This window comes from Isoptericola nanjingensis (genome assembly GCF_050311635.1).
Lineage (GTDB): Bacteria > Actinomycetota > Actinomycetes > Actinomycetales > Cellulomonadaceae > Isoptericola > Isoptericola nanjingensis.
This window is the reverse complement of record NZ_JBNOZL010000002.1, coordinates 284,225-296,828: the sequence shown is the minus strand read 5'-3', so window position 1 is coordinate 296,828 and position 12,604 is coordinate 284,225. Positions and strand designations below refer to the sequence as shown.

The following is a 12,604-nucleotide window of genomic DNA, read 5'->3' as shown; positions in this document are numbered from 1 at the left end:
CCCGATGATCGCGGGCGGCGTGCCACAGAGGCTGGAGTCAACCCCGTCCCCTCGACCTCGGAGGTCCTCCCGTGTTCGTCGCCCTGCGCGACCTGCGCCACGCTCGTGGCCGCTTCGTCCTCATGTCCGTGGTGATCGTGCTGATCACCTTCCTGGTCACGTTCCTCGCGTCCCTGACGGCGGGCCTGGCCCGCGAGTCGACGTCGGCGGTCACCGACCTGCCCGCCGACCACCTCGCGTTCTCGATGCCCACCGCCGGCGACTCGCCCGAGTTCACGGCGTCCCGCGTGACGAGCGACCAGTGGGAGGGCTGGGCCGACGTGCCCGGCGTGGAGTCGGCCGAGCCGCTGGGCCTCGCGACGACGCGCGCCGGCTCGGACAGCACGACGGCGTCCGTCACCGCGCTGGGCGTGACGGACGGCTCGGGCCTCGTGCCGGGCGGGGTCGACGTCGACCCCGGCACGGTGGTGCTCACGCCCGGAGCGGCGGACGCGCTCGACGCGAGCACCGGCGACACGGTCACGCTCGGCGGCGCCAAGCTCACGGTCGCCGCGACGGTCGACGCCGACGAGTCGTTCTCGCACACGCCGGTCGTGTGGACCACGCTCGACGACTGGCAGGCGGTCGGCGCGCGCGGCGCGACCGGCGACGACGACGTCGCGACCGTCGTCGCACTCACCACGGCCGACGACGGAGTGGCCGACGCCGACCTGGCCGGCGCGGACGCCACGCTCGGCACGACGACGGTCACGACGTCGGACGCACGCTCGGCGGTGGCGTCGTTCGCCGGCGAGAACACGTCGCTGTCGACGATGCAGGCTTTCCTGCTGGTCATCTCCGCGCTGGTGGTGGGCGCGTTCTTCACCGTCTGGACGATCGGCCGCTCGGGCGACGTCGCGGTGCTCAAGGCGCTCGGGGCCTCGACCCGCTACCTGCTGCGCGACGCGCTCGGGCAGGCGGCGGTGCTGCTGGTCGGCGGCGTGGCGGTGGGCACCGGCCTCACGGTCGCGGGGGCGTCGCTGCTGCCGGACGTCGTCCCGGTGGTCGTGACGGCCGCGACGACGCTGGTGCCGGCCGCCGCCCTGGTGCTGCTCGGCCTGGCGGGCGCCGCCGTCTCGATCGCCCGCATCACCCGCATCGACCCGCACGCCGCGCTCGCGGCGCGCTGACATCGCTCGCACAGACAGCACACAGGAGGATCCCGATGGACCTGCACCTCGACCGCATCACCCTCGTCTACCCCGACGGCGACGGCACGCTCACCGCCGTGGACGACGTCGACCTCGCCGTCCCGGCCGGCACGACGACAGCCCTGCTCGGCCCGTCGGGGGCGGGCAAGTCCAGCCTGCTGGCCGTGGCCGCCGGGCTGACGAACCCCACCCGCGGCGCGGTCCGCATCGGCGACGACGTCGTCTTCACGCCCACCACGAGCGTCGCGGACGCGACCCGGGCACGCCTGGACCGCATCGGCATGGTGTTCCAGTCGCCGCAGCTGCTGGGCTCGCTCACCGCGCTGGAGCAGCTGGAGCTGCATGCGCACCTGCGGGGCCGCCGCCCGTCGAGCGTGCGGGCGCGGGCCCTGGAGCTGCTCGACGCCGTCGGCGTGGCCGACCACGCGGGCAAGCGGCCCGCTCAGCTGTCCGGCGGTCAGCGGCAGCGCGTCGCGATCGCGCGCGCCCTCGTCGGCCGACCCGAGGTGCTGCTGGTCGACGAGCCGACGTCGGCGCTCGACCACGAACGCGGCACCCGGGTGGTGGAGCTCATCACCGGCCTCGCCCGTGAGACCGGTGCGGCGACGCTGCTGGTGTCGCACGACGCGTCGACCCTCGCCACCGTCGACACCACGGTCCGGATGCTCGACGCCCGCCTCGAACGCGTCGCCGAGCCCGCCTAGCAGCTCGGGCAGGGCTCCGGCGCACGCCGCGCGCGCCGGGCGAGGCGTCCGGCGTCGACGGCCTGGGCGATCCGCTCGCCCCAGGTCGCGCGCCGGAGCCGGACGCGGAACGTGCTGGCGGCGGCGACGTCGGACGTGACCGCGCCGACCTTCTCCGGCGCGCACCGGCCGTACTTCGCCAGGTAGGCGTCGTCGAGCAACCCGTGCAGCTCCGGGGCCACCTCGGCGAGCACCACGGGCTGCCGGGTGTCGTCGACCTGGAGGTGAGCACGACCGGCGGTGCCCAGGGCAGCGCCCGGCGCGGCACGCACGTACAGGTCGTGACCCAGCTGCACCACCCAGCCGCGCCACGGCCGGCCGGGTTCGCGCGCGAGGACCACCTGCACGGCGGTCGCGGCCTCGAGGGCCTCGAGGACGTCGAGCTCGTGGAGGAAGGCGGCGGCGCGCGTCAGGAGGGTCACGACGGGTCGAACAGTGACCTGGGCCACGCGTATTCCGCACGGGCGCAGGTCAGTCGGTCACCAATCGATCGGGTCGCGCGAGATGGGGCAGGTCATGCAGTGCCCGCCGCCGCGCCCACGGCCCAGCTCGGCCCCGACGATGGTGATCACCTCGACGCCCGCACGGCGCAGCGCCGCGTTGGTCAGGGTGTTGCGGTCATAGGTGAAGACGACGCCGGGCTCGAGGGCGACGGCGTTGTTCCCGGAGTCCCACTGCTGGCGCTCGGAGGCGTACACGTCGCCCGCCGTCTCCACGACGCGCAGCTTCGGCAGCCCGAGCGACCGGGCGACGACGTCGACGAACGGGGTGTCGCCCTCGTCGGTGACCTCCACGCCGGGTTCCGCGTCCGACGGCCGGAGCGTGAAGGCGTGGATGCCGTCGACGATCGTCGGGTGGACGGTGACGAGGTCGCGGTCGGCGAACGTGAACACGGTGTCAAGGTGCATCGCCGCGCGCAGCCGCGGCATCCCCGCGACGACGACCTGCTCGACGTCGCCGCCCTCGAACAGCGCCTTGGCGAACTGGGTGATGCCCTGCCGCGACGTCCGCTCGCTCATGCCCACGAGCACCGTGCCGTTGCCGACGGGCATGACGTCGCCGCCCTCGATCGTGGCCTGCGCCCACTCCTGCTCCGGGTCGCCCCACCACACCCGCGAGCCGACGTACTCGGGGTGGAAGGAGTAGACCGCCTTCATCAGCAGCGTCTCCTCCTTGCGCGCCGGCCAGTACAGCGGGTTGAGCGTGAGCCCGCCGTAGATCCAGCAGGTCGTGTCGCGCGTGTACAGGGTGTTGGGCAGCGGCGGCAGCAGGTACTCGGGGGTGCCGGTGGACTCGCGGGCCAGGTTCACGTAGTCGCTGCGGAAGTCGGCGGGCAGGTCGTGCGTCGACAGCCCGCCGATGAGGAAGCGCGACAGCTCCCGTTCGGTGAGCGACTCGAGGTACGCCCGCGTGCCCTCCACCAGGCCGAGGCCCACCTGGTTCGGCACCACCTTGCGGTCCAGCAGCCAGTCCCGCGCCTGCGGGATCGCCATCGTCTGCGCCAGCAGGTCGTGCAGCTCGACCACCTCGACGCCCCGGTTGGTGAGCTTGTTGACGAAGTCCAGGTGGTCACGCTGCGCGGACTCCACCCACATGACGTCGTCGAACAGCAGGTCGTCGGAGTTCGTGGGGGTGAGCCGCTCGTGGGCGAGCCCGGGCGAGCAGACCAGCACCTTGCGCAGCCGGCCGACCTCCGAGTGGACGCCGTGGGCCGGGGCGGCGGGCTGCGCGGACGGTGCGGTGGTCATGGGGAGAACCTTTCGGTCGGACGGACGGTGAGGTCGGGGACGGTCAGATCGAGATCCAGCCGGCGGCGAGGCCGACCACCGCGAGGACGGCGATCGCGACCACGACGACGAACAGCACCAGCTCGGCGGGGGCGAACACCTTGCGCCCCTGCTCGCGCCGCGTCATGACGAACAGGATCGTCGCGGGCGCGTAGAAGAGGAACGAGACCAGCACGAGGCTCAGGCCCGCGGCGAAGACGAGGAAGGCCGTGTAGACCGTCGCCAGGACCGTGACCACCAGGTCCCCGCGCAGGGTCGACGGCGGCGCGCCGTCGTAGGTCTCGCGCGTGGCGCGCAGCTTCACCGCGTAGAGCGCGGCGAGCAGGAACGGGATGAGCGTCATGACCGCGGTCATGTCGAGCGCGAAGTCGAACGCGTCCTCGGAGAAGTACGTGAGGATCAGCACGACCTGCGACAGCGACGTGCTCAGCAGCAGCGCGTTGACGGGCACGTCGCGGTCGGTCGACCGGGTGAGGAAGCGCGGCATGTCGCGGTCCTTGGCGGCGACGAACAGCACCTCCGCCGCCATGAGCGTCCACGCCAGGTACGCCCCGAGCACGGAGATGATGAGGCCGACGCCGACGAAGACGCTGCCCCACTCGCCGACCGCCGCCTCGAGCACCCCCGCCATCGACGGCTGCCGCAGCTCCGCGATCTCGGCCATCGGCATGATGCCGTACGACACGATCGTCACCGACGCGAAGATGGCGAACACGCTCACGAAGCCGAGGATCGTGGCCCGGCCGACGTCCTCGCGCCGGCGTGCGTGCCGGGAGTAGACGCTCGCCCCCTCGACGCCGAGGAACACGAAGACCGTCACCAGCATGGTGCCGCGCACCTGGTCGAACAGGGAGCCCGCGTAGTCGGCGCCGCCCCAGTTCTCCGCGAACGCGCTGGGGTCGAAGACGAACAGCGCCAGCAGGACGAAGACGATGATGGGGATGACCTTGGCGACGGTGACGATCCGGTTGATCGCCGTCGCCTCCTTGATGCCGCGCCGCACCAGCAGGAAGAACAGCCACAGGCCGACGGTGGACAGCGCGAGCGCGAGCACCGTGTCCCCGGCGCCGAGGGCGGGGACCCACTGGCCCAGCGTCGACATGATGAGCACCCAGTAGGTGACGTTCCCGACGCACGCGCTGGCCCAGTAGCCGGCGGCCGCGAAGAAGCCCGTGTACTCGCCGAAGCCCGCCTTCGCGTACGCGTAGACGCCGGCGTCGAGGTCGGGCTTGCGCATCGCGAGCCGCTGGAACACGAACGCGAGCATCAGCATGCCCGCGCCCGCGACGACCCACGCGATGAGGGCGCCCATGACGCCCGTCTCCTGCGCGAACCGGCGCGGCAGCGAGAACACCCCGGCCCCTACCATCGACCCGACGACCATCGCGGTGAGGGTCAGGAGCGACACCTTCGTGGTCGCGCTGCCCGTCGACGTCGCGGTGTCCTGAGGCGCCATGACTCGTGTCCTCCTGAGGTCGGGCCTACCGGGTGCTGCGGCCGATCGTTCCACCGTCGCGCCTGGTCCGCGCGTCGGCCGGGCGCGCGGCGCCACGGCTCGCTCAGCCGTGCGCGAGCACCTCGAGGCCCACGACCGCCACCCCGAGCACCACCTCGGCCAGCAGGAGGAGCCACTTCTGCCACGTGGGGATCGCCGCGCGCCGCACGGCCACGTACCCGACGAGGCCGAGGCTCGCGACGAGCGCGTAGGTCGAGGCGGTGAGCGCGCCCGCCGTCGTCCACGCCCCGCTCGCGGCCGCCCCCAGGAACACGAGCGGCAGCACGACGACGCCGCCGGCACTCGAGACCACGCCCACCATGTGGCGGCTCTCGGCGCGCGTCGGGAGGTGGTTGTGCACGACGACGTGCGACACGAGGTCGGCGAGGAAGACGGCGAGGAGCGTGCCGACGACGGTGATGACCAGCGTGGTCGCGGCCCGACCAGGCACGAGGCCCTCGACGTGGCCCCGGAGCGCCAGCACCACGGCCAGCGCCGCGAACGTGACGTACACGCGCTCCTTGAGCCGGTCGGCGCGCTGGTCCGGCGTGAGCTGGTCGCGACGACGCCGGCGGCGCTCGCGGCTGTCGGACCTTCGGCTCATGCGTGCACCGTAGGCACGTGGTCGGCTGTTGACATGCGGGCGAGGTCCCGGCATCCTCGTGAAACGACTCAATTTGAAGCGCTTCAAAGTAGAAGTGGGAGAACGATGACGACCTCGACGGCACCGGGAAAGATCCCGGGCAGGACCTGGTACCGCACCACGGTGGCAGGCATGGCGTCGTACCTCGACGCCGGCGCGATCATCACGACGGGCACGGCGCTGGTGCTGTACAAGGAGCCCCTGGGCATCAGCGACGCGCAGTTCGGCCAGTACTCGGCCCTGCTGACGTTCATGATCGCGGCGGGCGCGCTCGTGGGCGGCCGGCTGGCCGACCTGTTCGGCCGCAAACGGGTCTTCCTCACCACGATGGCGGTGTACGTCGCGGGCGCCGCGGTCCTCGTGGCCGCGCCCGGCACCGGGGCGCTCTACGCCGGCGTCGTGCTGCTCGGCCTCGCCGTCGGCGCGGACCTTCCCGCGTCGCTCGCGATGATCGCCGAGGAGGCGCCGCCCGAGCACCGCGGCAAGCTCATCTCGTTCTCCCACATCCTGTGGCTCGTCGGCATCATCGCCGCGCAGCTGTTCGGCATCGTCGTCGGCGGCATGGGCATGACCGGCGGTCGGATCATGTACGGGCAGCTGCTGGTGCTCGCCCTCGTCGTGCTGGTGCTGCGGGCCGGGATGCCGGAGTCGTCGCGCTGGCAGGCGGCGCACGCGGGCACCGCGGGCGCCGGTGCCGAGGCCGTCGACCTCGGCACCCTCAAGCGGCTGCTGCGCGGCCCGTACCTCATGCCGATGGTCGCCGTCGCGCTCTTCTACGCCCTGGTCAACGTGGGCGCGAACACCGGCGGCCAGTTCTCCACGCTCATGTACACGGAGATGGCGGGCTCCACCGTGCGGTTCGCCTCCACGGTCGGGTTCGTCACCTTCGCCATCGCGTTCGCGGCGACCTACGGCCTGATGCGGATCGTGGACGGCGCGCACCGCATGCGCTGGTTCGCCGTCATGGCGGTCTTCTACACGCTGGGCTACCTGGTCCCGGTGGTCTTCGGCGTCGAGGTCTGGACGCTGGTGACCATGGGCGTCGTCGGCTCCATCGCGGGGGCCGTCGCGGGCGAGCCGATGTTCAAGGTGTGGGCGCAGGAGCTCATCCCCACCACCTACCGCAGCACCGCGCAGGGCGTGATGATCGCGTTCACCCGCGTGGTCGCCGCCGTCGTCGCCCTGTGGACGCCCACCCTGCTCGCGGCCAGCCCGAACGTGCTGTTCGTGTTCGTGGCGGTGTGCATCGCCGTGGGTGGCGTGATCGGGTGCTTCTGGATCACCCGGTACCCGCGCGTCGCGGACGACGAGCCCGCCGCGCCGGCGCCGTCCACCACCGCCGTCCGCACCGACGAAGGAGCCCGATGACCGTCCCCGCCCCCGCACTGCGCGTCGAGCACCACGCACAGCCCGCCCTCGGCGCCGGCGAGGACCGGCCGCGGCTGTCCTGGCACCTCGACGCCGCGCACCCGGCCTACCGGCAGGGGGCGTACGAGGTCGCCTGGCGCACGACGGCGCCCGACGGCACCGTCCTCGAGGACGCGGCCGCCGTCGTCGACGGCGACGCGCAGGTCCTCGTGCCATGGCCGGGCGCGCCCCTCGCCCCGCGTGCGCGCGCCGAGGTGCGCGTGCGCACCCGGGACGGCGGCGCGGACGGGACCGCGGACGACGGCGGCTGGGGCCCGTGGAGCGAGCCCGCCGTCGTCGAGCGCGGGCTGACCGCGGCCGACTGGACGGCCGACCTGGTCGGCCCCGGGTACGACGAGGGACCGGTCGAGACGCGCCGCGCCCCGCTGCTGCGCCGCGGGTTCGACGTCCCCGGGAACGCGGTGCGGTCCGCGCGCCTGCACCTCACCGCGCACGGCCTGGTCGAGGCGGAGCTCAACGGGCGGCGCGTCGGCGCCGACGTGCTCGTGCCCGGCTGGACCCCCTACGACGACCGCCTGCGCGTGTACGCCTACGACGTCACCGACCTGGTGCGCCCGGGCGCGAACGCGCTCGGCACCTGGCTCGCCGACGGCTGGTTCCGCGGCCGGTACGGCTTCGAGGGCGGTCACCGCAACCTGTACGGCGACCACGTGGGCGTGCTCGCCCAGCTCGAGGTGGTCACCGACGCCGGGACCGTGGTGGTGGGCGGCGACGCCGCGTGGCGCAGCGCCCCCGGCCCGCTCACCCGCGCCTCGCTGTACGACGGCGAGACGTTCGACGCGCGCCTGCTCCCCGCGGGCTGGTCGGAGCCCGGCTTCGACGACGCCGCCTGGTCGCCCGTCGTCGTGCACCCCCTGGACCGGTCCGTGCTCGCGGCCCCCGACGGCCCGCCGGTGCGCTGCACGGGCGAGCTCGCGCCCGTGAGCGTGACGCGCGCGCCGGGCCCGGACGGCGAGGACGGCTGGCTCGTCGACTTCGGGCAGAACCACTCCGGCCGCCCGCGCCTCGTCGTGCCCGCGGCCCCCGCCGGGACCGTGGTGCGCGTGCGGCACGCGGAGGTGCTGCAAGACGGCACCCTGTACACGCGCACGCTGCGCGAGGCGGCCGCCACCGACGAGGTCGTGACGGACGGCACGGGGATCACCTGGGAGCCGCGGTTCACCGTGCACGGGTACCGGTACGCGCACGTCACCGGCTGGCCCGGCGCGGACGCCCCGGCGATCGTCTCCCGCGTGCTGCACAGCGACATGGCCCGCACGGGCTGGTTCGCCAGCAGCGACCCGGCGCTCGACCGGCTGCACGAGAACGTCGTCTGGAGCCTGCGCTCCAACTTCGTCGACATCCCCACCGACTGCCCGCAGCGCGACGAGCGCCTCGGCTGGACCGGCGACATCCAGGCGTTCGGGCCCACCGCCGCGTTCCTCTACGACGTGCACGGGATGCTCGCCGACTGGCTGCGGTCGCTGTCCGCGGAGCAGCGGCGGTTCGACGGCACCGTGCCCGTGTACGTGCCGTGGATCCCCGGCGGCACGTACTGGCAGCCGACGCAGGACATCGCCGGGTGGGGCGACGCCGCGACCCTCGTGCCCGAGGCGCTGCACCGCGACTCCGCCGACGTCGGCCTGCTCGAGCGGCAGTACGCGAGCGCCGTCACCTGGGTCGACAAGGTGGCCGGCCTCGCCGGGCCCGACCGGCTGTGGGACACCGGGATGCAGCTCGGCGACTGGCTCGACCCGACGGCCCCGCCCGAGGACCCGCTGCGCGCGCAGACCGACCCGCACCTCGTGGCCACGGCCTACCTCGCCCGCTCGGCGCGGGCCGTCGCGGACATGGCCCGGACGCTCGGCCGCGACGACGATGACGCCCGCTACGGGGAGCTCGCCGACGAGGTCGCCGCCGCGTACCGCAAGCGCTACGTCGACAGCGGCGACGCGATGCACGACACCCAGACCGCGCACGCGCTGTCGATCGTCTTCGACCTCCTCGACGGCGACGACGCGCGCCGCCGCGCGGGCGAGCGGCTCGCGGCGCTGGTGGGCGACGGCGGGAACACCGTGGGCACCGGGTTCGCCGGCACGCCGCTGGTCGCCGACGCCCTGAGCAGCACCGGGCAGCTCGACGCCGCGTACGCGCTGCTGCTCAGCCACGCGTCGCCGTCGTGGCTGGCGATGGTGGACCTGGGCGCCACGACCATCTGGGAGCGCTGGGACAGCATGCTCACGGACGGCACGGTGAACCCCGGCGAGATGACGTCGTTCAACCACTACGCGCTGGGCTCGGTGGCCGACTGGCTGCACCGGGTGGTCGCCGGCCTCGCGCCGCTCGACCCGGGGTACCGCACCTTCCGCGTCGCCCCGCGCCCCGGCGGCGGGCTGACCCACGCCTCGGCCCGGCACGTCACGCCGTACGGCACCGCCGAGGTCGCGTGGCGGATCGAGGACCGTGCGGACGGAACGGAGCTGGTGGTGCGGTGCGTGGTGCCGGTCGGCACCACCGCCGAGCTGGACGTGCCGGGCGCCGCGCCCGCCGTCGTCGGACATGGGGAGCACGAGGTGCGCGTGCGGCGCGGCTGATCAGGCCCGGGCGCGGCGCTGCCGCGCCCTGCCCACCGCCTTGACCACCTCGACGAGCAGGAAGACGACGACGGCCAGGCCGAGCGTCTTGCCCCACTCCTCGACGCCGATGGGGGAAGAGTCGAAACAGTCGTGCATGAACGGCGTGTAGACGAACACGCACTGCAGGGCGAGGAGCGCGACGGCCGAGATCCAGATGACGCGGTTGCCGCGCAGGACGTCGAGGGTGAGGCTCGACCGGTCCAGGAACCGGCAGTTGAACAGGTACGCGAGCTGGCCGAGCGCCAGCATCGTCACGGCCGTGGTCTGCGCCTCGGCGAGCGGCGCGCCCTGCGCCCGCTCGGCGTAGAAGACGAGCAGCGTGGCGCCGCCGATGAGCAGGGACACGATGAGGATGCGCCGCACGAACGCGGCGTCGAGGATCGAGGCCTTCGGGTCGCGGGGCGGCCGGGACATCACGCCCGGCTCGGCCTTCTCGTACGCGAGCCCGAGGGACAGCGTGACGGCCGTGATCATGTTGATCCACAGCACCTGCACGGGCGCGAGCGGCAGCACCAGGCCGAACAGCACGGCCACGAGGATGACCAGCGACTGCGCGCCGTTGGTGGGCAGCAGGAAGAGCACGGACTTGCGGATGTTGTCGTAGATCCGCCGCCCCTCCTCCACGGCCCGCTCGATGGTGGCGAAGTTGTCGTCGGCGAGCACCACCTCGGCCGCGTCCTTCGTGGCCTCCGTGCCCTTGATGCCCATCGCGACGCCGACGTCGGCCTGCGTGAGCGCGGGGGCGTCGTTGACGCCGTCGCCCGTCATCGCGACCACCTCGCCGTGCGCCTGCAGCGCCGACACGATGCGGATCTTGTGCTCCGGGCTCGTGCGGGCGTACACGTGCACGTCCTGCACGACGCCGCGCAGCTGCTCGGTGCTCATCGCCTCCAGCTCCGCGCCGGTGAGGACGGCGGGGCCCGTGCCGTCCGGGCCGACCTCGTCGTGGACGATGCCCATCTCGCGGCCGATCGCCACGGCGGTGCCGGCGTGGTCGCCGGTGATCATCGTGACGGCGATGCCGGCGTCGCGGCACTGGGCGATGGCTTCGATCGCCTCGGGTCGCGGCGGGTCGACGATGCCGACCAGGCCGCACAGCTCGAGGCCGGTGAGCGAGTCGGCGAGCTCCCCGGCCGGCGCTCCGCGACGGGCCGCCGCGAGCACCCGCAGCCCCCGGCCGCCGATCTCGTCGATCTGCGCCTCCCAGAACGCGCGGTCGATCGGCTGCGCCGTGCCGTCCGGCGCGGTCTGCGTGGTGCACCGGTCGAGCACCCGGTCGGGCGCGCCCTTGAGGTGCACGACCTCCGCGCCGTCGGGCGCCCGGTCGAGGGTCGCCATGTACTTGTTCTCGGACTCGAACGGCACCAGGTCCCGCCGCGACCAGCCCGTCGTCTCGAAGCCGGCCTTCATGCCGAGGCTGCGCAGCGCGCCCTCCGTCGGCTCGCCGACCAGCCGCCAGTCCTCGCCCTGCCCGCCGGGCTCCCCCGGCACCACGCGCGCGTCGTTGCACAGCATCATCGCGGCGACGACGGCGGTGAGGTCCCGGTCGTCGACGAGGTCGGCGTGCCGCGACCCCTCGCCCGCGAGCGTGAGCTCGCCGACGGGTGCGTAGCCCGCGCCCGCGACGTCGAACGACCGGCCGGCGGTGCGCACCGTCCGCGCCGTCATCTCGTTCTTGGTCAGCGTGCCCGTCTTGTCCGAGCAGATCGTCGTGACGGAGCCGAGCGTCTCGACGGCGGGCAGCTTGCGCGTGATGGCGCGGCGGCGCGCCATCTGCTGCACGCCGAGCGCCAGGGTGATCGTCACCAGCGCGGGCAGACCCTCGGGGACCGCGGCGACGGCGAACCCGATGGACGCCGAGACCAGCTCCGGCACGGAGAAGTCGTGCACCACGCGCCCGACGACGACCATCACCACGGCCATGCCGAGGATGAGCACCGCGAGCAGCTTGCCGAACCGGTCGAGCTGCTTGGTCAGCGGCGTCTCCAGGCTCGTGACCTCGGAGATCATCGTCTGGATGCGGCCGATCTCGGTGCGCTCGCCGGTGGCGGTGACCACCCCGACGCCCTGACCCGCGGCCACGAGCGTGCCGGAGAACAGCATGCTGGTGCGGTCGCCCACCCCGGCGTCGGGGTCCACGGCGTCGACCCGCTTGCTCGCCGCGACCGACTCCCCCGTGAGCGCCGACTCCTCGACGCGCAGGTTGGTGGCCTGCAGCAGGCGCACGTCGGCGGGCACCCGGTCGCCGGAGCGCACGCGCACCACGTCTCCCGGCACGACGTCGTCGGCGTCGATCTTGGCCCACGCGCCGTCGCGGCGGGCCTCGGCGTGCACGGACAGCATCTGCCGGATGCCGTTCAGCGCGCTCTCGGCGCGTCCCTCCTGGATGAAGCCGATCGCCGCGTTCACCACCGCGACCAGCAGGATCACGGTGAAGTCGACCCAGTCGCCGAGGATCGCCTTGAGCACCGCGGAGACCAGCAGGATGTAGATGAGCACGTCGTCGAAGTGCACGAGGACCCGCTTCCACAGCGGGTCCTTCTCCGGCGGCGGCAGCCGGTTGGGACCGACCTCCGCGAGCCGCGCCGTCGCGTCGGCGGCGCTCAGCCCGCCGTCGTCCGTGCGGAGCGCCGCGAGCACCTCGGCGGGCGGTCGTGACCAGGGGCTCGCGTCCGTGGCGACGTCCTGCGCAGATCCCATGCC

9 protein-coding genes are annotated in these 12,604 nt (G+C 73.5%); 4 read left to right on the top strand and 5 right to left on the bottom strand.

Annotation, left to right across the window (positions count from 1 at the left end; translation table 11 throughout):
- Positions 1-71: 71 nt before the first annotated feature.
- Positions 72-1,169, top strand: coding sequence for an ABC transporter permease (locus ACQP6G_RS04215; RefSeq protein ID WP_429762953.1), 1,098 nt, complete (start codon positions 72-74; stop codon positions 1,167-1,169).
- Positions 1,170-1,204: 35 nt separating this feature from the next.
- Positions 1,205-1,894 carry an ABC transporter ATP-binding protein gene (locus tag ACQP6G_RS04210; protein ID WP_429762951.1) on the top strand — a complete coding sequence of 230 codons (690 nt, stop codon included), beginning with the start codon at positions 1,205-1,207 and terminating at the stop codon, positions 1,892-1,894.
- Here the strand turns inward: ACQP6G_RS04210 and ACQP6G_RS04205 are convergent.
- From ACQP6G_RS04205 to ACQP6G_RS04190, 4 genes are all read right to left on the bottom strand, one after another.
- On the bottom strand, positions 1,891-2,355 hold the full coding sequence (locus ACQP6G_RS04205) for a DUF2255 family protein (protein WP_429762950.1): 465 nt from the start codon (positions 2,353-2,355) through the stop codon (positions 1,891-1,893). The two genes, ACQP6G_RS04210 and ACQP6G_RS04205, sit on opposite strands and share 4 nt — an antisense overlap.
- Before the next feature lie 57 nt (positions 2,356-2,412).
- A complete protein-coding gene (locus ACQP6G_RS04200; RefSeq protein ID WP_429762949.1) occupies positions 2,413-3,681 on the bottom strand; it encodes an arginine deiminase in 1,269 nt (422 codons plus the stop codon).
- Positions 3,682-3,724: 43 nt separating this feature from the next.
- Complete coding sequence (locus ACQP6G_RS04195) at positions 3,725-5,176, bottom strand: basic amino acid/polyamine antiporter (RefSeq protein ID WP_429762948.1); 1,452 nt, start codon at positions 5,174-5,176, stop codon at positions 3,725-3,727.
- A 103-nt stretch (positions 5,177-5,279) separates the two neighbouring features.
- Complete coding sequence (locus ACQP6G_RS04190; protein WP_429762947.1) at positions 5,280-5,819, bottom strand: hypothetical protein; 540 nt, start codon at positions 5,817-5,819, stop codon at positions 5,280-5,282.
- A gap of 105 nt (positions 5,820-5,924) precedes the next feature.
- On the opposite strand from ACQP6G_RS04190, the gene ACQP6G_RS04185 reads away from it, so the two are divergent.
- Together ACQP6G_RS04185 and ACQP6G_RS04180 are read left to right on the top strand one after the other, a co-directional pair.
- A complete protein-coding gene (locus ACQP6G_RS04185; protein WP_429762946.1) occupies positions 5,925-7,226 on the top strand; it encodes an MFS transporter in 1,302 nt (433 codons plus the stop codon).
- Complete coding sequence (locus ACQP6G_RS04180) at positions 7,223-9,859, top strand: glycoside hydrolase family 78 protein (protein WP_429762945.1); 2,637 nt, start codon at positions 7,223-7,225, stop codon at positions 9,857-9,859. Before ACQP6G_RS04185 ends, ACQP6G_RS04180 begins: the two co-directional genes overlap by 4 nt.
- Here ACQP6G_RS04180 and ACQP6G_RS04175 read toward each other — a convergent pair whose 3' ends face one another.
- The gene (locus ACQP6G_RS04175; RefSeq protein WP_429762944.1) at positions 9,860-12,601 is read right to left on the bottom strand and encodes an HAD-IC family P-type ATPase; all 2,742 of its coding nucleotides are present in this window, start codon (positions 12,599-12,601) and stop codon (positions 9,860-9,862) included.
- Positions 12,602-12,604: the final 3 nt, after the last annotated feature.

Coding starts and splice junctions, on each gene's coding strand:
- ACQP6G_RS04180 (WP_429762945.1), top strand. CDS start 7,223: ATGACCGTCCCCGCCCCCGCACTGCGCGTCGAGCACCACGCACAGCCC.
- ACQP6G_RS04185 (WP_429762946.1), top strand. CDS start 5,925: ATGACGACCTCGACGGCACCGGGAAAGATCCCGGGCAGGACCTGGTAC.
- ACQP6G_RS04200 (WP_429762949.1), bottom strand. CDS start 3,681: ATGACCACCGCACCGTCCGCGCAGCCCGCCGCCCCGGCCCACGGCGTC.
- ACQP6G_RS04190 (WP_429762947.1), bottom strand. CDS start 5,819: ATGAGCCGAAGGTCCGACAGCCGCGAGCGCCGCCGGCGTCGTCGCGAC.
- ACQP6G_RS04210 (WP_429762951.1), top strand. CDS start 1,205: ATGGACCTGCACCTCGACCGCATCACCCTCGTCTACCCCGACGGCGAC.
- ACQP6G_RS04195 (WP_429762948.1), bottom strand. CDS start 5,176: ATGGCGCCTCAGGACACCGCGACGTCGACGGGCAGCGCGACCACGAAG.
- ACQP6G_RS04175 (WP_429762944.1), bottom strand. CDS start 12,601: ATGGGATCTGCGCAGGACGTCGCCACGGACGCGAGCCCCTGGTCACGA.